The sequence below is a fragment of the Rhizobium sp. WYCCWR 11128 genome (genome assembly GCF_013416305.1).
Classification (GTDB): domain Bacteria; phylum Pseudomonadota; class Alphaproteobacteria; order Rhizobiales; family Rhizobiaceae; genus Rhizobium; species Rhizobium indicum.
Genome location: NZ_JACCEZ010000002.1, coordinates 918,078 through 936,873, shown reverse-complemented (window position 1 = coordinate 936,873; position 18,796 = coordinate 918,078). Strand labels below are relative to the sequence as shown.

General features: G+C 61.6%; 17 protein-coding genes. 8 read left to right on the top strand and 9 right to left on the bottom strand.

Going from position 1 to position 18,796, the window contains the following annotated elements; all coding sequences use genetic code 11:
* Positions 1-240: 240 nt before the first annotated feature.
* From HX898_RS12235 to HX898_RS12225, 3 genes are all read right to left on the bottom strand, one after another.
* Positions 241-1,410 (bottom strand): Mrp/NBP35 family ATP-binding protein, encoded by a 1,170-nt coding sequence (locus HX898_RS12235; protein ID WP_138390669.1) that lies wholly within the window; start codon positions 1,408-1,410, stop codon positions 241-243.
* A 532-nt stretch (positions 1,411-1,942) separates the two neighbouring features.
* Entirely contained in the window at positions 1,943-2,677 is a 735-nt protein-coding gene (locus tag HX898_RS12230; protein WP_138390670.1) for a LuxR family transcriptional regulator, read from the bottom strand.
* A gap of 253 nt (positions 2,678-2,930) precedes the next feature.
* Positions 2,931-3,728: an IclR family transcriptional regulator gene (locus HX898_RS12225; RefSeq protein ID WP_138390671.1), complete on the bottom strand. Its 798-nt coding sequence runs from the start codon at positions 3,726-3,728 to the stop codon at positions 2,931-2,933.
* A gap of 108 nt (positions 3,729-3,836) precedes the next feature.
* Between HX898_RS12225 and HX898_RS12220 the strand changes: the two genes are divergently transcribed.
* From HX898_RS12220 to HX898_RS12200, 5 genes are all read left to right on the top strand, one after another.
* Positions 3,837-4,598 carry an SDR family oxidoreductase gene (locus tag HX898_RS12220; protein WP_138390734.1) on the top strand — a complete coding sequence of 254 codons (762 nt, stop codon included), beginning with the start codon at positions 3,837-3,839 and terminating at the stop codon, positions 4,596-4,598.
* Positions 4,598-5,515 carry a 2-dehydro-3-deoxygalactonokinase gene (locus tag HX898_RS12215; protein ID WP_138390672.1) on the top strand — a complete coding sequence of 306 codons (918 nt, stop codon included), beginning with the start codon at positions 4,598-4,600 and terminating at the stop codon, positions 5,513-5,515. Before HX898_RS12220 ends, HX898_RS12215 begins: the two co-directional genes overlap by 1 nt.
* Positions 5,516-5,528: 13 nt before the next feature.
* Positions 5,529-6,170 carry a 2-dehydro-3-deoxy-6-phosphogalactonate aldolase gene (locus tag HX898_RS12210; RefSeq protein ID WP_138390673.1) on the top strand — a complete coding sequence of 214 codons (642 nt, stop codon included), beginning with the start codon at positions 5,529-5,531 and terminating at the stop codon, positions 6,168-6,170.
* A complete protein-coding gene (locus HX898_RS12205) occupies positions 6,167-7,054 on the top strand; it encodes an SMP-30/gluconolactonase/LRE family protein (RefSeq protein WP_138328890.1) in 888 nt (295 codons plus the stop codon). The genes HX898_RS12210 and HX898_RS12205 overlap by 4 nt, the downstream gene beginning before the upstream one ends.
* A 228-nt stretch (positions 7,055-7,282) precedes the next feature.
* Positions 7,283-7,888 carry a PRC-barrel domain-containing protein gene (locus tag HX898_RS12200; protein WP_138328891.1) on the top strand — a complete coding sequence of 202 codons (606 nt, stop codon included), beginning with the start codon at positions 7,283-7,285 and terminating at the stop codon, positions 7,886-7,888.
* Between the two features lie 71 nt (positions 7,889-7,959).
* On the opposite strand, the gene HX898_RS12195 is transcribed toward HX898_RS12200, so the two are convergent.
* Both HX898_RS12195 and HX898_RS12190 read right to left on the bottom strand, forming a co-directional pair.
* Complete coding sequence (locus HX898_RS12195) at positions 7,960-9,324, bottom strand: EAL domain-containing protein (protein WP_138328892.1); 1,365 nt, start codon at positions 9,322-9,324, stop codon at positions 7,960-7,962.
* A 154-nt stretch (positions 9,325-9,478) separates the two neighbouring features.
* Positions 9,479-11,200, bottom strand: a complete 1,722-nt coding sequence (locus tag HX898_RS12190; RefSeq protein ID WP_180194754.1) for a response regulator — start codon at positions 11,198-11,200, stop codon at positions 9,479-9,481.
* A gap of 183 nt (positions 11,201-11,383) precedes the next feature.
* On the opposite strand from HX898_RS12190, the gene mutL reads away from it, so the two are divergent.
* Together mutL and HX898_RS12180 are read left to right on the top strand one after the other, a co-directional pair.
* Positions 11,384-13,186, top strand: a complete 1,803-nt coding sequence (gene mutL / locus HX898_RS12185) for a DNA mismatch repair endonuclease MutL (protein ID WP_138328894.1) — start codon at positions 11,384-11,386, stop codon at positions 13,184-13,186.
* Positions 13,187-13,253: 67 nt separating this feature from the next.
* Entirely contained in the window at positions 13,254-13,484 is a 231-nt protein-coding gene (locus HX898_RS12180; protein ID WP_003588271.1) for a DUF2093 domain-containing protein, read from the top strand.
* A 233-nt stretch (positions 13,485-13,717) separates the two neighbouring features.
* Here HX898_RS12180 and HX898_RS12175 read toward each other — a convergent pair whose 3' ends face one another.
* The 3 genes from HX898_RS12175 to HX898_RS12165 form a co-directional block, all read right to left on the bottom strand.
* Positions 13,718-14,635, bottom strand: a complete 918-nt coding sequence (locus tag HX898_RS12175) for a sugar ABC transporter substrate-binding protein (protein ID WP_138328895.1) — start codon at positions 14,633-14,635, stop codon at positions 13,718-13,720.
* 77 nt (positions 14,636-14,712) lie between these two features.
* On the bottom strand, positions 14,713-15,477 hold the full coding sequence (locus HX898_RS12170; RefSeq protein ID WP_180194753.1) for an ATP-binding cassette domain-containing protein: 765 nt from the start codon (positions 15,475-15,477) through the stop codon (positions 14,713-14,715).
* Positions 15,474-16,532: an ABC transporter permease gene (locus HX898_RS12165; RefSeq protein ID WP_171599084.1), complete on the bottom strand. Its 1,059-nt coding sequence runs from the start codon at positions 16,530-16,532 to the stop codon at positions 15,474-15,476. The genes HX898_RS12170 and HX898_RS12165 overlap by 4 nt, the downstream gene beginning before the upstream one ends.
* Before the next feature lie 99 nt (positions 16,533-16,631).
* On the opposite strand from HX898_RS12165, the gene HX898_RS12160 reads away from it, so the two are divergent.
* Positions 16,632-17,516, top strand: a complete 885-nt coding sequence (locus tag HX898_RS12160; RefSeq protein WP_138328898.1) for a GntR family transcriptional regulator — start codon at positions 16,632-16,634, stop codon at positions 17,514-17,516.
* Between the two features lie 155 nt (positions 17,517-17,671).
* Here HX898_RS12160 and lpxK read toward each other — a convergent pair whose 3' ends face one another.
* Positions 17,672-18,745, bottom strand: coding sequence for a tetraacyldisaccharide 4'-kinase (gene lpxK, locus HX898_RS12155; protein ID WP_180194752.1), 1,074 nt, complete (start codon positions 18,743-18,745; stop codon positions 17,672-17,674).
* Between the last annotated feature and the right edge of the window lie 51 nt (positions 18,746-18,796).

The following is an 18,796-nucleotide window of genomic DNA, read 5'->3' as shown; positions in this document are numbered from 1 at the left end:
AAGACATCTTCCGTGAAGCGCGGCTTTTCACCACGTTTCACCCACAATTTGGGGTATCCGCCGGGGTGATTCGGCGCCCTCTAAAATGCCGCGCATCGCAGGTGATCCATACGATGCGCTTCAGCTCTTTGTATCATGCATGCCGTTGTCCCGGAACCGCGGCACACTTCCGGGCGACATGTATTTTGTTTTATGCATGTCGTTATCCCGGAACCGCGGCACGCTTCCGGGCGACATGCATTATTCGAAGACGATTGTCGGTGCCGGACGCTGGGACTGACCGGCGATCTGTTCCCAGACCTTGGTGGCGATGCCGCGATAGATGCCTGCGACGACGCCGTTCGGCTCGGAGGCGACAAGCGGCGTGCCGGCGTCGGAGGTTTCGCGAATGTTCATCGTCAGCGGCACTTCGCCGAGGAAGGGCACGCCGATGCGCTCGGCCTCCTTGCGGGCGCCGCCATGGCCGAAGATGTCGTAGCGGGTGCCGGTATCCGGGGCGATGAAATAGCTCATATTCTCGACGATGCCGAGCACAGGCACCTCGACCTTGCGGAACATGTTAAGGCCCTTGCGGGCATCGATCAGAGCGAGATCCTGCGGTGTGGAGACGATGACGGCGCCGGCAAGCGGCACCTGCTGGGCCATGGTCAGCTGCGCGTCGCCGGTGCCGGGCGGCATGTCGACGACGAGGACGTCGAGCTCGCCCCAGGCGACTTCGCGCAACATCTGCAGCAGCGCCGACTGGACCATCGGCCCGCGCCAGATCATCGCCGTCTCCTCGTCGACAAGGAAGCCCATCGACATGACTTTGAGGCCATAATTCTCCATCGGATTGATGATGCGGCCGTCGATCTGCGTCGGGCGGCCGGATATCTTCAGCAGCCGCGGCATCGAGGGACCATAGATATCGGCATCGAGAATGCCGACACGAAGACCGTTGGCGAGCAGGCCGAGTGCGAGATTGACTGCGGTGGTCGACTTGCCGACCCCACCCTTGCCCGAGGCGACGGCAATGATGGCACCGATGCCGGGCACGCCGATCTTGCCGGCGCGCGGCGGTTGTTGAGGCGCGTGGGCATGGCCCGCATGATCATGTTGGTGATCGTGGCCGGCATGGCCGTGAGGCGGGTTCGGCCGGGCAGCCGGAGCGGCGGCGGCCTTCTTGTCGGCGGTCAGTGTGACGAGGGCACCCTTGACGCCCGGCATTTCCTTGATGACGCGCTCGGCGGCGAGCCGCATCGGCTCCAGCTCCTTGGCGCGATCGGCCGGGACGGTGATGGAGAAATAAACCTTGCCGTCGGAAATGAAGACGTCGGAGACCATGCCGAGCTCGACGATATCGTGCTCGAGATCGGGTCCACGCACGGTCTTCAGCGTTTCGAGAACCTGTTCCTTGGTAACGTCGGCCATTCCACCCTCACTGCTGCTTGCAGATCACAAATAGTGGAGACGGAAGCCTTCGCCAAACAAAATCAACGGGAGGAAAATCCGGCGCGCCAAAAGAGCGCCGGGGAGACTTGGCAATCCGTTGCGGCCATCAAGTCCGCCGGGCTTTCGCCCTGATGGCCGCAACGGTCTCCCCGAGAACCGGCGCAATCCGGGGCGAACTAGAGCAAGCCGAGCAAAAGGCCAGCGAAAAGTGAACTGGGAAGACTAAATCGCGAACAGCCGGGAAAGAAGCGGTGCCAAAACGCAACAACCGCCGCCGACACCGAAGAGCCGGGAGAAAGCGGCATCGGCGTCGGGCAGCGGTGTGTCGGCCGCGCCATTTCCTGGCGCTGGTCTCAAAGTCCCCTCTGGACCTCTCGCACAAGAGATGCAGAAAGCGTGCCAGATGGAAAATTAGGAAAAACAGCGCAAAAGCGCTCGGGACAGGCTTCCAACGGGAAGGACTTGCCTATGCGCTGGGCGGCTTCGAAAGCAGTCGGTTGTTTTTTGCAACTTATTTGATCAGGCCGATGCGCAACGCCTTGGCGACGGCCTGGGTGCGGTTGACCGTGTCGAGCTTCTTGGTGGCACGGTTGAGGTAGTGATTGACCGTATGCTCGGACAGGGTGAGGATTTCGGCGATTTCGGCACTGGTCTTGCCGGCCGCCGTCCAGTTGAGGCAATCGATCTCGCGGTCGGTCAGCGTGTCCGTCATGCGCGTATCGAGGTTGCGGATCTCGGCAAGCCTGTCGAAGACATGGATGGAGATGTAGCAGAGCTCGCGCATCTCAGCCGGGCTGAAGGGTTCGCGGTCGCCGGCGAAAGAGATGGCGCCGCGCAGGCCGGAGGGCTCATGCGTCGGGAAATAGGCGCAGCGCATCATCTTGAAACGTTCGAACAGGGAGGCGACGAGAATGGACTTGCCGTCGTCCCGCGACCAGTTCTGGCGGGACATGTCGTAGAAGAAGGGCCGCGCGGATGTTCTCAGCCGCCTGAGGACCGGGCTGTTCACCATCAGGCCTTCCTGGTCGTAGAGCGCCAGAAGCTCGGCCGGCCAGCTGGTGATGACGGTGCTGCCCTGAAGATCGAAGGAGGTGATCGGCGGCAGGTTGAGAACCATGAAGGCACGGCTGCGATAGGCTTCCGTCACCCGTTTCATGAAACGGAAAATATCGAACTGGGTCTTCAGGCCCGCTATTTCCTGAACATAATCGTCTTCTTCCGTGGATGTTTGCGACAAGGGTGCCATCACATTTCTTCATCTTCGGCACAGCGGCCGGCAAACCGTTTGCGAAACCTGCCCGCCATGGGGGTTTCGAATGCATCGGGGAACGACGATCGCTGGTTGGAAACGGCTTCAGCGTTGAGCGTTCGGCCGGTGACTTGTTGTAGATTTCGCGGACCGTTGTAGTTGTGGTGATTCGTCGGCAAATCTCAATATCGCGCTCATCATAAGCATGCTCTGCGATTGCGTCCAGCAGCGGGCCGATTGCAATTTTCCCTCAGCGGCGCGGACCGAGACGAACGCGCATACCTTCCATGATCCTCCCAGCCGCCAGCTGAACCGGAACGGACCATTGGTGCAGAAGTTCCATCGACAACCGATAGGCCGGACCGGTAATCGAAATGCCACCCATAAAGGTCCGATCCTCCGACCAGACGGGTGCGGCAACGCAGCGGATGCCGGCCTCATGCTCTTCGCGGTCGAAAGCATAGCCCTGATCGGCAATCTCGCGGATTTCGGCAAGCAGGGTTTCGGCAGAGACATGGGTCGAGGCGGTAAAGCTGGTGAAGATCAGGCCGGCAAGCAGTTCGACGAGGCTTTCGGCCGGCAGCAGCGAAAGGGCGGCCTTGCCGACGCCGGTGCAATAACAGGGCGAGGCATTGCCGATCTGCGAATACATGCGCACCGGTTGACGGCCTTCGACCTTGTCGAGATAGATGATCGACTGGCCTCTGAGAACGCCGAGATGCACCGTCTCACCCGTCGCCTGCTGCAGATCTCTGAGGTGCGGTTCGGCAATCAGGCGGAACTCGTTGCGCGCCCAGCTGCGCGCGGCGAAATCGAGCAGGCGCAGGCCGGGCGCATAACGGCCGTCGCCATCGAGCTCGAGCAGCCCCTCCTCCACCAGATGGGTGAGCTGGCGATGCAGCGTGCCGCGCGGCTGGCTGGCAAGGCCCAGGAGATCGGTGAAACGCAGCGGCGCATCCGCATGGGTGACGAGATCGAGCAGAACCATCAGTTTGCCGAGCGTGCCGGTCTCGCGCGCCTGTGCTGTGCTTTCGCCGTTTGAATTCATCGCCTCGTCCGCCCTTGACAGAAAGGGCAGTGTAATTGGATAATTCCATATAGTCAAATTCAGTTCCAAATAATGGAACATTTAAGTCGGGAGGCGACGGTGACCATGATGGCAGCACAATTTCCCGAATTCAAAGACCGAGCCGTGCTGGTGACCGGCGGCGGATCGGGCATCGGTGCTGCGATCGTCGAAGGTTTCGCGCGCCAGGGCGCCAAGGTCTCGTTCATCGATATCGCCGAGGCCGCCGGCCGCGAGCTCGCCGAAAGGCTGTCGCGGGAGACGGCCCATCCGGTCTCCTTTTACCATGCCGATCTGCGCGACATCGAGGCGATCCGGCGCACGGTCAATATTGTCATTGCCAACTCGGGGCCGATCCGCGTGCTGGTCAACAATGCCGCCTGGGACGACCGCCATGAATTCGACGATGTGACCGAGGCCTATTGGGACAACAACCAGGCGGTCAACCTGCGGCATGTATTCTTCACCTCGCAGGCAGTCGTGCCGTCGATGCGGACGGCCGGCGGCGGGGCGATCATCAATATGTCGTCAATCGCCTTCAAGCTGAACATGGGCGGCTTTCCCGCCTATGCGGCAGCCAAGGCTGCGGTCGTCGGGCTGACGAAGAGCTTGGCGGGCAGGCTCGGACCGGAGAACATCCGGGTCAACTGCATCCTGCCCGGCATGGTCGTCACCGAGCGGCAGATGCAGCACTGGCTCACCGAGGAGAGCATTGCGCGCTCGGTCGAGGACCAATGCCTGAAGGTCGCGCTCAAACCCGATGCGATCGTCGGTCCCTGCCTGTTTCTTGCATCCGACTGTGCGGCGGCGATGACGGCCCAGTCCCTGATTGTCGATGGAGGCGTTCTGTAATGGCTAATCCCGCTTATGTCGCGGTGGACTGGGGCACCAGCAGCTTCCGGCTCTGGCTGATCGGTCGGGACGGCACCGTCCTTGCCGAGCGCCGCAGCGGCGAAGGCATGACGAGCGCCGCAAAGACCGGCTTTTCCGCCGTGCTTGCCGGCCATCTCGCCGCCATCGAGGCGCCGGAAAACCTGCCGGTGATCGTCTGCGGCATGGCCGGCGCCAGGCAAGGCTGGGTCGAGGCCGGTTATATCGACGTGCCGGCGCCGCTCGCCTCGATCCTGACCGGGGCGGTCTCCGTGCCCGGGGAAAGCCGCGACATTCGCATTCTGCCGGGCCTTGCCCAGCGGGACATGGCGAGGCCCGACGTCATGCGCGGCGAGGAAACCCAGCTTCTCGGCGCGCTCGGCCGCGCGAGCTCGGGCGCGCAGGCTGTCTGCATGCCCGGCACCCATTCAAAATGGGTGCATGTGACGGACAGCAAGGTAACCGGCTTCTCGACCTTCATGACCGGCGAGCTTTTCGACGTCATCAGCAAGCACACGATCCTTTCGCATGCCGTGGCCGGCGCGGAAGAACAGCCGGTGGATGCGGTAGCCTTCGAGGCGGCGGTCTCGGCCGCTTTCGCACGCCCGGCCCATGCCTCCAACCTGCTCTTTGCCGCCCGTTCCGGCCAGCTCCTGCACGGGATTTCTGCCGCTGCCGCGCAAGCCCGGCTTTCCGGTACGCTGATCGGCCTCGAAATCGCCGGGGCGCTGCAGGATGCGGCAAACGGCACCACCATCACCCTCGTCGCCTCCGGGCGCCTGCAGGCGCTCTACGAACAGGCCTTCAGAACCCTCTCCCTTGCCTTCACCGCCATCGACGCCGACGCCGCCGTGCGGCGCGGGCTTTCGGCTGCCGCCGAAGCCATCTGGCCGAATTGAGAAAGCTGACACGATGAACCGTATCCCCTTCCCCGACATGAAGCGCCCGCTGATCGCCATCCTTCGCGGCATCCGGCCCGACGAGACCGAAAGCGTCGTCGGCGCTTTGATCGAAAATGGCCTGACGGCGATCGAGATCCCGCTCAACTCGCCGGAACCGTTCAAATCCATCGAGATCGCCGCGAAGATGGCGCCGGCCGAAGTGCTGATCGGCGCCGGCACAGTGCTGAGCGTCGAGGCGGTCGACAGTCTGCATGCGGCCGGCGGCAAGCTGCTCGTTACCCCGAATGTCGAGCCGGAGGTGATCATCCGGGCGCGCGAATACGGCATGGTGACGATGCCGGGCGTCTTTACGCCGACCGAGGCGCTGGCGGCGGCGCGGGCCGGGGCCACCGGTCTCAAATTCTTTCCGGCCAGCGTGCTCGGCCCTCCCGGCATCACGGCGATCCGGGCAATCCTGCCGCCTGAGCTCACGATTGCCGCCGTCGGCGGTGTCTCGGACAAGAACTTCGGCGATTACACCAAGGCCGGCATCTTCGCCTTCGGCCTCGGCACCAGCATCTACAAGCCAGGAATGACCGCGTCAGAGGTTGCCGAGCGCGCCAAGGCGACCATTTACGCCTATGATGCAGCCATTGGGAGCGTGAACGTATGACCGATATTTATGAGTTCGAGGGCAAAACACTTTGCAATACCAATTCCGTTCTCGGTGAAGGCCCGACCTATGATCCGGACAGCAATACCGTCTGGTGGTTCAACATCCTCGGCAAGGAATTGCACGAGCTCCATCTTTCGACGGGCGCGAAAAAGGTGCATCCGCTGCCTGTGATGGCGAGCGTGCTTGCCCGCATCGACGCCGGGCGGCAGCTGATCGCGACGGAAGAAGGGCTTTTCGTGCGCGATGTGGCGAGCGGCAACCTCACCTTCTACGCCGCGCTCGAAAACGACAGGCCCGAAAACCGTTCGAACGACGGCCGCACGCATCCTTCGGGTGCGCTCTGGATCGGCACGATGAGCAAGCGGGCGGAAAACCAGGCCGGCGCCATCTACCATGTCGCCAGCGGCAAGGTGACGAAGATCTTCAACGGCATCAGCATCCCGAATTCGATCTGCTTCTCGCCTGACGGCACGGTCGGCTATTATACGGATTCCCGCATCAACCGGCTGATGCGCGTCATGGTCGATCCGTTGACCGGCCTGCCCTCGGGCGAGCCGATCGTGCTCGTCGACAGCATGGACGACCCGGGCAGCATCGACGGCTCGGTGGTCGATGCCGACGGCTATCTGTGGAATGCGCGCTGGGGCGCCGGCGTCGTCGATCGCTACAGTCCGGACGGCCTGCGCATCTCGCGCTATATGGTTCCTGCCGTCCAGCCGTCCTGCCCTGCCTTCATCGGCGTCAATGCCGACCGGCTCGCAGTGACGACCGCCTGGGAAGGGCTCGACGAGGATGCGCGGTCGGCGCAGCCCAGTGCCGGCGCGCTTCTGGAACTCGGCATCGACGTCAAAGGCGTGTTCGATCCCGTCTATGTGATCTGATTTTTGCTGGCCATCGGTGATCAGAGCGCTCCCCACCGGGGCGCTTTTTCTTGTTTTGGTGGCCACTCATCGATAAATGTTCCGTGAAAATCGAGAAATTTTCCGTGTTTTCAACCGGAACCAATCACTCCACCAGTCATTTTCCCTTCGAACTGCCGCGGTAACGAGACCTGAGACTCAGGTGTTGCCGGGTCAGCGATCACTAGAAAAAACGAAGGTAGGTTCGAAATGACACGCAAACTCTTGACGACCGTTGCCGCTGGCGCCCTGTTTGCCACGGCTTTCGCACCGGCGGCATTCTCGCAGACGGCACCGCAGCCTGCGGACCCTGCCGCTCCGACCCAGGCGGCTCCCGCCGATCCGGCAGCACCGAAGCCGATGACGCCTGACGTCACCAAGCCCGCAGGCGATGCCGCACAGGCTCCGGCCGCAGCACCGACGGCAGATACGGCTCAGGCCGGCTATCTGACCGAGCAGTCTCCGGACCAGGTCAGCGCCAACACCTATATCGGCCAATCGGTCTATAACGGCAGCAATGAAAGCATCGGCAGCGTCAACGATCTGATCCTCAAGAAGGATGGCGGCATGGTTGCCGCAATCGTTGGCGTCGGCGGCTTCCTCGGCATCGGTGAAAAGAACGTCGCCGTGCCGATGGAAAAGATCACCGTCGCGCAGAACACCCAGGACGGCAGCGTCAAGCTGACGACCAGTGAAACGGCTGAATCGCTGAAGGCCGCACCTGAGTTCAAGACGCTGGCGATGCAGTCGGCCGAAAAGGCTCCGGCTGCGACCGGTACCGATACCACGGCGACCGGCTCGACCACGCCTAAGTAATCCGTGCGCGGTAGTATAGCGTAGGCGATGGCGCTCCCAGGGGCGCCATCGTTTTATGAGGCGCCATCGCTTTATGCGCTGGCCCGCTCCGCCATGGTCGGATCGTAATAGTTTTCGTGCAGGAAGCGCAGCGTGGCGATACCGTCGGCCGGACGGCCGAAGTGATAGCCCTGGCCCATGCCGCAGCCGAGCGTGCGCAACTTCACGGCCTCGGCATAATCCTCGATGCCTTCCGCCACGACTTCCAGCTCCAAGCCCTCGCACATGGTAAGGATCGCCTTGATGATGTGTTCGGAGGCGCGATCGGAATTGATGCGCGAGACGAAGGCGCGGTCGATCTTGATCTTGTCGAAGATGAAGTCGCGCAGGCGCCCGAGGCTCGACTGACCGGTGCCGAAATCGTCGAGCGAGATGCGCACACCGGCGGCGCGCAGATCGGCGATGATGCGGTGAGCGGTATCGGCTGAACTCATCACCGCCGTCTCGGTGATTTCCAGCTCCAGGCGATGCGGATCGAAGCCGACGCGGCCGAGGATCGACAGGACGCTGCTGCTCGTGCCCGGATCCATCAGTTGGGCCGAGGAGAGATTGAACGACAGGAAAAGTTCGCGCGGCCAGGAAAGTGCGGCTTCCGCGGCTTTGCGCAGCAGCGCCTCCGACAGCGCGTCGATGAAGCCGCGCTCTTCGGCGAGCGGCACGAAGACGCCGGGCGACACGAAGCCGAGATCGGGATCGTTCCACCGGGCGAGCGCCTCGAAGCCAACGACCTGATTGTTGGACAGCGAGACGATCGGTTGGAAATGCACATCGATCGCGTCGGAGATGATGGCATTTCTGAGCGCCTGCTCCAGCTGCGTCGCACGCTTCATTTCCTGGGCGATCTCGCGCGAATAGACGGTGATCTGGCCGCGGCCGCGGCGCTTGGAACGGTAGAGGGCGGTTTCGGCGCTCTTCAGCAGTTCCTCGCAATCCTCTCCGGCGAAGGGATAGATGGAAAAGCCGAGTGAGGCGGAGAGGCGGACGTTGCGGTCACCGAGGTCATAAGGCGCCGACAGCACCTCGCGGATCATCTGGCCGAATTTCTCGGCACTCGCCCGCTCGAAGATCAACGGCAGCACGAAGGCGAATTCGTCGCCATCGTGGCGGGTGACCAGCGCGCCATCAGGAATGCAGGCCCTGAGACGATGGGCGACCTGGCAGAGGATTTCATCCCCGGCTGTCGAGCCGAACAGATCGTTGATCGGCTTGAAACTGTCGAGGTTGACGATGCCGATGGTGAAGGGGGCCGGATCGTTGGCGCGCTCAGCGGAGATCTGCAAGACCTTGTCCCGCATGCGATTGCGGTTGCCCAATCCGGTCAGCGGATCGGTATAGGCCATCGCCTGAAGCTCATTCTGACCGACGGTCAAGAAAGCTATGTCCGCCGATTTCATCATCCAAAACCCGAGCTTTCCTCCGGAGCCATGCAGAAGAATGACCGGCAGGTCTTAACAATTCGATAGTAAATCAGCGGCATAGGCGCTTGAACCTCCCCAAAATCTAGGGAGTTGACGGGTATTTTGGCGTCCACACACTTTTGCGCGACATGCTTCAGCTTCGGGCCCGCATGGCCTCATTCATTAGATATTTCTGAAATATAGTCTCAAGCATATCAGGGCTGACGGGTTTCATGATGACGTCGTCCATGCCTGATTTGACGCATTCGGCGCGGTCACGCTCGAAGGCCTGGGTGAGCACGCCGATGATCGGGGTGCGGTTGCCACCGCCGGTTTCCTCCATCTGCCGGATGAGGCGCGCGGCCTCGAAGCCGTTGAAACCCGGCAGGGAAATATCCATCAGCACGATCTGCGGCCGGTGCTCGGCCCATAGGCGCACGGCCTCGTCGCCGGTCGCCGCAAGCATGTGGCGATAGCCGAGGCCTTCGAGGATCTGTGAAAAGACGATCTGGTTGATATCATTGTCTTCGGCGACGAGAACCTGCAGGCCGACCGGATCGTCGGAAATGCTGATTTCCCAATCCGCATCCGAACCGGCGGCGCTGCGGCTGTTGCGATTGAAATGGCGGGCGATCTGGAAGGTGAGCTCGTTGGCGATCTGGAAACCGTCCATGACGAGCGCCGGGATGCCGTATTGCTCGGCAAGCTCGAGGCAGCGCATGCCCATCTGGTTGTCGATGATCAGAAGATCAAGCGAGATGCCGGAGGAAGTGGCGATTTCGAGGAACCGCTCCTCTTCATCCTCGCCCCGGACCGAGCAGGATTCGAAGCCGTATTTCGTCAGCGTCCGCAGCGCGGCGGTCTCGGCGGTGAGGTCGGCAGTGACGACGAGGACCTTGCGACCGGAGAAATTCTCCGGAACGATCGCTTCCATCGCCGCCGGTTCGCGCCGTGCGATGCCGCTTGGTACCGGCACATAGGCGCGGCGATAGCTTTGATTGCTGGAGGCCGTGATCGCGGATGCTTGGCCGAACTCGTCGAGATCGGCGCCGTCGCGCGGCAGGTCCTGCATGGTCGACACCAGGAAATAGCGACCAGGCTTGCCGATGCGGTGCTTGCGGCTGACGATATCGCGCTCGATGCCGTCGCGGGAGATCTGCCGCTGGCGGGAGACGGACATCTCGCCGGTCTCCAGCACATGGCGGTCGCTTTCTTCGAAGCGCTTGGCGATCTCTTCTGAAAAAAGATCGCCGCTCTTGCGCCCGAGCACTTCGTCGGCGCTCGTCTGATATTTCTCGCAGAAGGCAAGGTTCACCGCGACATAGATGAGGTTGCGATCCTTGACGAACAGCGGGAACGGCAGATTGTCGAGAATGTCCTCGGTGAGCTGCACCCGCTCCAGATCGGAGCGCCATTGCTCTTCGCGCTTCTTGTTCTCGGAAATGTCGGAGATGATTGTGACGCCGTAACCGCCCGGCAGCCTACGCTTGACGAAGCGGACCCAGCTATCGGCACCGTGGCGCTCGACGGCGTCGAAACGCTCGCGCCAATGCGAGGCGATTTTCTGCGACAGCCAGTCTTCGCGGCTCAGCGAGCCACCCTGCCTGACATCATACTGCTGGCGAATGCCGGTGTCGTACATCGCGCCGAGGAAATCGCGAAGCCGCGTGCCCGGCTTCAGCATCTCGGCGGGCAGCGGAAAGAATTCGAGGGTCTGGCGGCTTGCGAAGATCAGATGATCGTTCTTGTCGTAGATGATGAAAGCTGCGGAAAGGCTGTCGCACACCACATCGAAAAGCGCCGTCTGCAGATCGGCCTCGGCGGGAGACCCATCCATTTCTGATGATGTGTCCGCCTTTTCGAAGCCGGCACTCATGCTATTGCGTCCCACATCTGTTCGATTTCGCAGCTTCCGGAGGTATGTGATTAGAAATGCCATTTTTATGTTAAAACCGGCTTAACATTACCTATTCCCAAATTTGGGGGAGCCCCGGATCACGTTTCCGGAAAGCCTGTCGAAACCCCTTCCCTCCGGCCCGCGAATCCCCGAAAATAGCCCATGGCCATCAGACAGCTTTCCGAAACGCTCATCAACCAGATCGCCGCCGGCGAAGTCATCGAACGGCCGGCGAGCGCTGCCAAGGAACTGATCGAAAACGCGCTCGACGCGGGCGCGACGCGCATCGAAATCGCCACGTCAGGCGGCGGCAAGGCGCTGCTGCGCGTCAGCGACAACGGCTCGGGCATGGATGCGGCCGATCTGGAACTGGCGGTCAGGCGCCACTGCACTTCGAAGATCTCGGAGACGCTCGAGGATATCCGCACGCTCGGCTTCCGCGGCGAGGCGCTGCCCTCGATCGGCTCGGTCGCAAGGCTCAGCATCGCAAGCCGCAGACGCGACAGCGCAGGCGGCCACGAGATTGCCGTTGCCGGCGGCAAGATCGCGCATCTGCGCCCGGCTGCCGCCAATCCCGGGACGATCGTCGAAGTGCGCGACCTGTTCTTCGCCACACCCGCCCGGCTCAAATTCCTGAAGACGGAAAAAGCCGAGGCCGGCGCCATCACCGAAATCGTCAAGCGCATGGCGATCGCCTTTCCCGCCGTGCGCTTCGTGCTGTCGGGCTCGGACCGCACGACGCTGGAATTTCCGGCGACCGGCGACGATCATCTGGGGCGCATGGCGCAGGTGCTCGGCAAGGAGTTCCGCGACAACGCCATTGCGCTCGACGCCGTGCGCGAAGAGATCTCGCTGACCGGCTTTGCCGGCGTGCCGACCTTCAATCGCGGCAACTCCGCCCATCAATATGCCTTCGTCAACGGTCGGCCGGTGCAGGACAAGCTGATCCTCTCGGCGATCCGCGGCGCCTATGCCGAGACGATCCCATCCGGACGCCATCCGGTGGCGGTGCTGTCAATCACGCTCGATCCCGCTCTCGTCGACGTCAACGTGCATCCGGCAAAATCCGACGTGCGGTTCCGCGACCCTGGCCTGGTGCGCGGCCTGATCGTCGGCGCCATCCGCGAGGCCTTGGCGCGCGACGGCAGCCGCGCGGCAACGACCGGCGCGGGCGACATGCTGCGCTCCTTCCGCCCCGGCTTCCAGCCGAATAGCCAGCGGCCGCAAACGGCATGGTCGGCCGAGACGTCGCCCTCCCGGCCCTATCAGCCGGCAGCGAGTTTCGGCGAACGGCCACAGGCCTCCTTCGATGGGCTTTCGATGCCGACGGCGCGGGCCGAGCCGCAGTTTTCACCGCAGCCGGCCGCCCCCGAACCAACCGCGAGGTATCCGCTCGGCGCGGCGCGGGCGCAGATCCACGCAAACTACATCGTCGCCCAGACCGAGGATGGGCTTGTCATCGTCGACCAGCATGCCGCGCATGAGCGGCTGGTCTTCGAGGCGATGCGCAAGGCGCTGCATTCGAAGCGGCTGGCCTCGCAGGTGCTGCTCATCCCCGAGATCATCGATATTCCGGAAGAGGATTGCGACCGGCTGATGCAGCATGCGGCCGAGCTTTCCGAGCTTGGCCTGGCGATCGAGCGTTTCGGCCCCGGGGCGATCGCCGTGCGTGAGACGCCGGCGATGCTCGGCGAGGTCGATGCGCATGGGCTGATCCGCCAGCTTGCCGACGAGATCGCCGAATGGGACACGGCGTCCGGCCTGTCGGCCAAGCTCGAATATGTGGCGGCGACCATGGCCTGCCACGGATCGGTGCGCTCCGGACGGCGGCTGCGGCCGGAGGAAATGAACGCGCTGCTCCGGGAAATGGAAGTGACGCCCGGCTCCGGCCAGTGCAATCACGGTCGGCCGACCTATATCGAATTGAAGCTCAGCGATATCGAGCGGCTTTTCGGCAGAAGCTAAAAAAGCTGGAAAAGCAGCCCTTTCGAGAGTATGGCAAAGGGATGACAGACTGCAGGGATCGGAGCGCATGAATTTGTTCGAAGGCCATGGAAACCGCGAAGCGAAGATCCGGTATCTCGATGGCGATTTCCAGATTCTCTCGCCCGGTTCCTATGTCGTCTGCGCGATGACGGGAAAACAGATCCCGCTCGACGAGTTGCGCTATTGGAGCGTCGCCCGGCAGGAACCCTATGCCGACGTGATCTCGGCGATCGAAGCCGACAAACGCGCCGGCGTGCTGCCGAACCAACGGCGTTAGATATTGCGATCGCGCCGGAGGTTCTGGCTGAGATGGTTCTCCGGGTCTGCAGCCCGGAGCTGCTGCACGGAAAATATCCATTCGGTCACCCGACGACTTGAAATACCATAGGCTCGTCCAGGACAACCTCGCATCGACTGGCCGGCGTGGCTCCGGGCCACAGGGCTCGACGATACCCAACAGCCGGGTGAGGTTTGCCTCCGCCGCCTATGCGGTCGGCGGAGGGCAACCGTTCACTTGAATTTCGCCATATTCTCAGGCGTCACGAGCGCAGCGCCTGAGTCAATCAAAGACTCAACCTTCTCTCCGCGAATCGATTTTACCAACGCATCCACACCGAGTTCAGCCATCTTGGTGGGGAACTGTGCCACCGACGCATCCTCGACCCCACTCTTCAGCGCTTCCTCTTCGCCGCAGCAGAAGTCGAAACCGACCAGCACAATCTTGTCATTGGCAGTGCCGGCATTCTTGATGGCGCGCGCTGCGCCAGCAGCGGGCGGGCCGCAAGCGGCATAAATGGCCTTGAGGTCCGGGTTCTTCGTCAGTAGATCCTCGGCGACACTGATCCCGAGTTCCTCGGTGCAGTTTGTTGCGCCTTTCCCGACGATCTCGACATCAAGTCCCTTCAGCCCTTCAAGCATGCCCGTCACACGGTCATCAAGCGCCGGCACACCGGGCACACCCTCAAGAATTCCGAGCGTGTCGCCGGCTTTAAGAACAGTTTTGAGATATTCGCCGGCGATTTTGCCGGCGGCGAAGTTGTTGGTCGTGGCAAGCGCCGTCCTGCCGTTCCAATCCGGAATATTGTTATCCATCAGCACGACCTTGATGCCGGCCGCCACCGCCTTGTCCAGGGCAGTGGACACGGTGGGATCGACGGGCGTCAGGGCAATGCCCTGCACGCCTCGTGTCACCATCGACTCGATCTGTGCAATCTGGCCCTCGATGTCGGTTGCCGACGTACCCTGCCCGTAGATGATCTCGACGCCGGGATTTCTCTTTGCATAGTCTTTGGCGGCGTTCTCCATTGTAGCGAAGAACGGCACCGGGAATTTGGTTATAAAGCCGAGCTTCACCGGCTCCTGCGCCAAGGACGGGACTACAGCGACGGCCAGGAGCGCAAGAGCTCCCAGCAGGGATTGCGGTTTCATGTTTACCTCCCATGTTTCGACCGCCCTCCTCTAGAGCGATCTCGTTGTCCGCTGCCCCAACGAAGCAGCGATCTCCCTTAAGCCTCGGCGCCGACAATCATCGCGACAAGGTCCTGCTTGTTGGCTTGCGTCGGCTTCAGTTCACCCACCTTGCGACCCTGCCGCAGCACAACCGCCCGATCGGCGATTTCGACGACATGTTCCATATTGTGCGTGATGATGATCACGGCATTGCCGTCGGCTTTGAGCTGATTGATAAGGTCAAGAACCTGGCGAGACTCGCGAAGGCCGAGGGCGGCCGTTGGTTCGTCAAGGATCACCAGCTTGCGCGCAAAAACAATGGCGCGCGCGACCGCGATCGCCTGTCGCTGTCCCCCAGACATCAGCGCGACCGGCGCGTCGAATCTCGGCAGCTTAACCTTCAGGCGATCGATGACACTCGCCGCCTCACGTTTCATCACGCCCGTGTTGAGGAAGCGGAGCGGAAGCGGAAGCCAGGAGGGGAAAGAGATTTCTCGTCCGCAATAGAAATTCTGGACGGGGGTCAGGTTGTCGAAAAGCGCCAGATCCTGATAGACGGTTTCAATACCGGCGCGGCGGGCGGCGGCCGTTGAATGGAGCGATACGGGCGCACCATCCACGAGGATCTCTCCTTCGTCGAGACGATGAAGCCCGCTGAGGCATTTGACGAGCGTCGACTTGCCGGCGCCGTTGTCACCCAAGAGAGCGGTTACCTCACCGGAGTAGGCATCGAAGCTTACATTTTTCAGGGCATGGATGGCGCCAAAGCGCTTCTGCGCGTTTCGAACCGAAAGTGCCGGTGTGGTGGATGCCTGGTTCATTGTACTCTCGCCGATTGAAGCACGCGTGCGCGCGCCTCGAGATGATTGCGAAGCACATCAGCCTCTACGGCGATGACGATGACGAGCCCAATCGCGATCATTTGAAAGAACACGTCGACGCCGAGAAGGTTAAGGGCGTTGCGGATGACGCCGATCAGCACGGCGCCGATCAGGGCGTGGCCGAGGTGGCCTCGTCCGCCAAGGAAGCTGGCGCCACCGATAATCACCGCAGCAATCGTGTCGAGTTCCAAAAGATTGCCGTAGATTGGCGAGGCGGCGGCGGTCCGTCCCGCGAGCAGCACCGCGCCGACACCTGCACAAAAGCCGCAAATAATGTAGGTTGCGAGCAGAACACCCTTTACCGGTATACCCATGCTTCTGGCGGCATTCGGCGCGCCGCCGACCGCATAGATCCATCGGCCACAGACCATCGACTTCGTCAGGATCAGAAAAAGAAACCCGAACATCGCAACGACAAAGAAGGAATTGGGCACACCAAGCGTCGTACCGCCACCGATCGCAGTCACTGCATCGGGCATCCCGCGCATGGTTGTGTGGCCGGGCGCCAATGCAAGTGCCAGGCCGCGGCAGATACTCAAGCTCGCGAGTGTAATAATGAAAGGGTGCGGCAGCCGACCATAGACAAAGACCACACCGTTGACCGCACCGACAGCCGCACCTGCAAGCAGCATGGCCACAATGACGACGATCGAGGAATCAACCTGCTGGTAGACGAGCCCGCCAATGACTGTCGCGAGCGCAAGATTCGAGCCGACAGACAAATCAATCCCGCGCGTCAGGATAACGAGCTGCTGCCCCATTGCGACAACGGCAATCACTGCCGTCTGCGCAAGGATGTTCCCGAGGTTCATGGGCTTTAGGAAAGCCGGCGTGATCAAACTGACGACGGCGATGAGCATAATGAGGATCAATAGTGGGCCCAGGCTCAATAGCCTCAGCCCCAATGTGATGCCAGATTGTCTCGGATGGAAGGTTGCATCCTGCGAACCGCCAGGCCGCGACGAATTCTGAGGCAGAATCCCGGAGTCTTCCAAATTCCCCTAGCCTCCCCCGTTTTTTATACATAAGAAACATATGATACACGTACGTCAACTTGTTTTTTATGGATAGTTAATCATACCGGGAGTTGAATCATGAGAACTGATACGACCTTCAAACGGGCATTCAACGATATGATCGATATCATTCGGACGCTCGATCTCGGGGAGGAATTGCCGTCCGAAAACGTCCTGCGCGCCCAGCTCGGCGTGAGCAGAACGACGGTGCGGAAGGTGCTGGCGGGGATGTCCGCCCGTGGGATCATCATATCTGAAGCGCACAGGCGGATCATAGGTGAGCAGCCGCGGCAGATAGAGCGCTATCCGAAGGAAGAGACCTTGGCAATTTCGGAACAGGTCGAGACGAGCTTCATGGAATGGATGCTGCGCGGCGATGCCTGTCCGGGCACAGAAATCAATGAGGCGGAATTAGCCCGGAAATTCGGCGTCGCGACAACGATCGTCCGGGAGTTTCTCAATCGATTTCAGAAATATGGGCTGATCGAGAAGCGTCAGAATGCCGGCTGGGTTTTTAAGGGGTTCACAGCCAGTTTCGCGCTCGAACTGTTCGAGATCAGAGAGATGTTCGAAATGCGCTCCGCACGGCTGTTCGCTGCCCTGCCCGACGGCTCGCCCGTCTGGAAGCAGATCCAAGCTATGCGGGCGGCACATTTGGAACTGCTCGCGGATATCGACGCCCGGTTTCAGGATTTCTCGGAGCTGGACAGCCGGTTCCACCGGCTGATTACGGCAGTCGCGCCAAACCGCTTTATCGAAAGCTTCCAAGACGTGATAACCATGGTCTTCCACTATCACTATCAATGGAACAAGCGTGATGAACGCGCGCGGAACGAGGTCGCCATCAGAGAACATCTCGCGCTGATCGAAGCCCTGGAAAGCCGTAATATCGCTTCGATCGATCGCGCATGTCGGTTGCATCTGACTTCCGCCCGCGAGACTTTGCTTCGCTCGATCGCGTGATCGCGTTGCCTGTACAGATGTGCGCAGGACGAGACGTTTTGCAGCAGCCCGCTAAAGCGCGTCGCGATCTTTCAGATTCGCTTGTCGCGCTTTAGGTCTTTGTTTTTACGCATGTCGTTGTCGCAAAACCGCTGCACACTTTTGCGCGACATGCTTTAGAGCGGTTCAGCCTTTCCCGGAATTGCTTTAACCCCGGCCTTCATTTCCCGCAGGCGCCGCTCGCGGCAGGCGGCGATCGCCCGGTCGATGATGAGGCTGGGGGCGAGGTGATCCTCAAAGACCATGTCGACCTCGATCACCCGGCTCTTTTCGACGAGCCGCGCCGCCTTGCCGTGATGGCCGGAAAGGCGGACGAAATCCTTGGAGGTGGTGACGATCAGGAGACCTTGACGTTCAGCGGTCGTCAGGATGTCGTCGATCTCCTCCTCGGTCAGGTGCTCGTGATCACCGAAGCTCTTGGCGACCACGATCTCGGCGCCGCGCGATTCAACCGTGCGGAAGAATTTGGCGGGATCGGCAATGCCTGCAAAGGCGAGCACCTTAGTGCCGGTAAGCGTATTGTCGCCGCGAACTTTCAGCGATGCGGTGAAATAGGGCTTTGCCGCGCGTGCCGCCATGCGGACGATCCTGTCGGCGGCGTTGCCGCCACCGACCTTCAGCAAAGCGGTCGCAGAACGCAGCTGCTGGCGGATCGGCGCGCGGACCGGGCCACCCGGAACGATATGGCCGTTGCCGAGGCCGCGCGTCGCGTCGATGACGAGCAGGGCATAGTCGATCGCCAGCCGGGCACTCTGGAAACCGTCATCCATGATGATGAGATCGGCGCCCTCTGCCACCAGGCGCTGAGCCCCTTCGACGCGCCGGCGGGAAATCACCGTCAGCGCTTCCCGGGCAAGCAGCAAGGGCTCGTCGCCGACGGCAATCGCGCGGTGATGATCGGGTTCGACGACGGTGGTCACATCGAGCGAGCCGCCGTAACCCCTGCTGAGAAAGCCGGGCTTCAGCCCTTTCGCCTTGGCGGCGCGGGCAATCGTCAGCGCCGTCGGCGTCTTGCCGGCGCCGCCGACGGTGAAATTGCCGACGCAGATAACCGGGATGGGAACGGAAGCGCGGCGTGCATGGGCCATGCGGTGGCCGGCGATACGGCCATAGAGAAAAGAAAGCGGCAGCAGCAGCCAGGCCCGCCAATCGGCTTTCCTCCACCAGAACGGTGGCGCTTCAGATATCATCTTGCCGTCCCGCTCCCCTGTCCGGCTTGTTCTCACGCAATCCCTTGGGAA

Bases quoted from the DNA above. Each gene is read 5' to 3' on its own strand.
- HX898_RS12235 (WP_138390669.1), bottom strand. From the start codon at position 1,410: ATGGCCGACGTTACCAAGGAACAGGTTCTCGAAACGCTGAAGACCGTG.
- HX898_RS12230 (WP_138390670.1), bottom strand. From the start codon at position 2,677: ATGGCACCCTTGTCGCAAACATCCACGGAAGAAGACGATTATGTTCAG.
- HX898_RS12225 (WP_138390671.1), bottom strand. From the start codon at position 3,728: ATGAATTCAAACGGCGAAAGCACAGCACAGGCGCGCGAGACCGGCACG.
- HX898_RS12220 (WP_138390734.1), top strand. From the start codon at position 3,837: ATGGCAGCACAATTTCCCGAATTCAAAGACCGAGCCGTGCTGGTGACC.
- HX898_RS12215 (WP_138390672.1), top strand. From the start codon at position 4,598: ATGGCTAATCCCGCTTATGTCGCGGTGGACTGGGGCACCAGCAGCTTC.
- HX898_RS12210 (WP_138390673.1), top strand. From the start codon at position 5,529: ATGAACCGTATCCCCTTCCCCGACATGAAGCGCCCGCTGATCGCCATC.
- HX898_RS12205 (WP_138328890.1), top strand. From the start codon at position 6,167: ATGACCGATATTTATGAGTTCGAGGGCAAAACACTTTGCAATACCAAT.
- HX898_RS12200 (WP_138328891.1), top strand. From the start codon at position 7,283: ATGACACGCAAACTCTTGACGACCGTTGCCGCTGGCGCCCTGTTTGCC.
- HX898_RS12195 (WP_138328892.1), bottom strand. From the start codon at position 9,324: ATGATGAAATCGGCGGACATAGCTTTCTTGACCGTCGGTCAGAATGAG.
- HX898_RS12190 (WP_180194754.1), bottom strand. From the start codon at position 11,200: ATGAGTGCCGGCTTCGAAAAGGCGGACACATCATCAGAAATGGATGGG.
- mutL (WP_138328894.1), top strand. From the start codon at position 11,384: ATGGCCATCAGACAGCTTTCCGAAACGCTCATCAACCAGATCGCCGCC.
- HX898_RS12180 (WP_003588271.1), top strand. From the start codon at position 13,254: ATGAATTTGTTCGAAGGCCATGGAAACCGCGAAGCGAAGATCCGGTAT.
- HX898_RS12175 (WP_138328895.1), bottom strand. From the start codon at position 14,635: ATGAAACCGCAATCCCTGCTGGGAGCTCTTGCGCTCCTGGCCGTCGCT.
- HX898_RS12170 (WP_180194753.1), bottom strand. From the start codon at position 15,477: ATGAACCAGGCATCCACCACACCGGCACTTTCGGTTCGAAACGCGCAG.
- HX898_RS12160 (WP_138328898.1), top strand. From the start codon at position 16,632: ATGAGAACTGATACGACCTTCAAACGGGCATTCAACGATATGATCGAT.
- lpxK (WP_180194752.1), bottom strand. From the start codon at position 18,745: ATGATATCTGAAGCGCCACCGTTCTGGTGGAGGAAAGCCGATTGGCGG.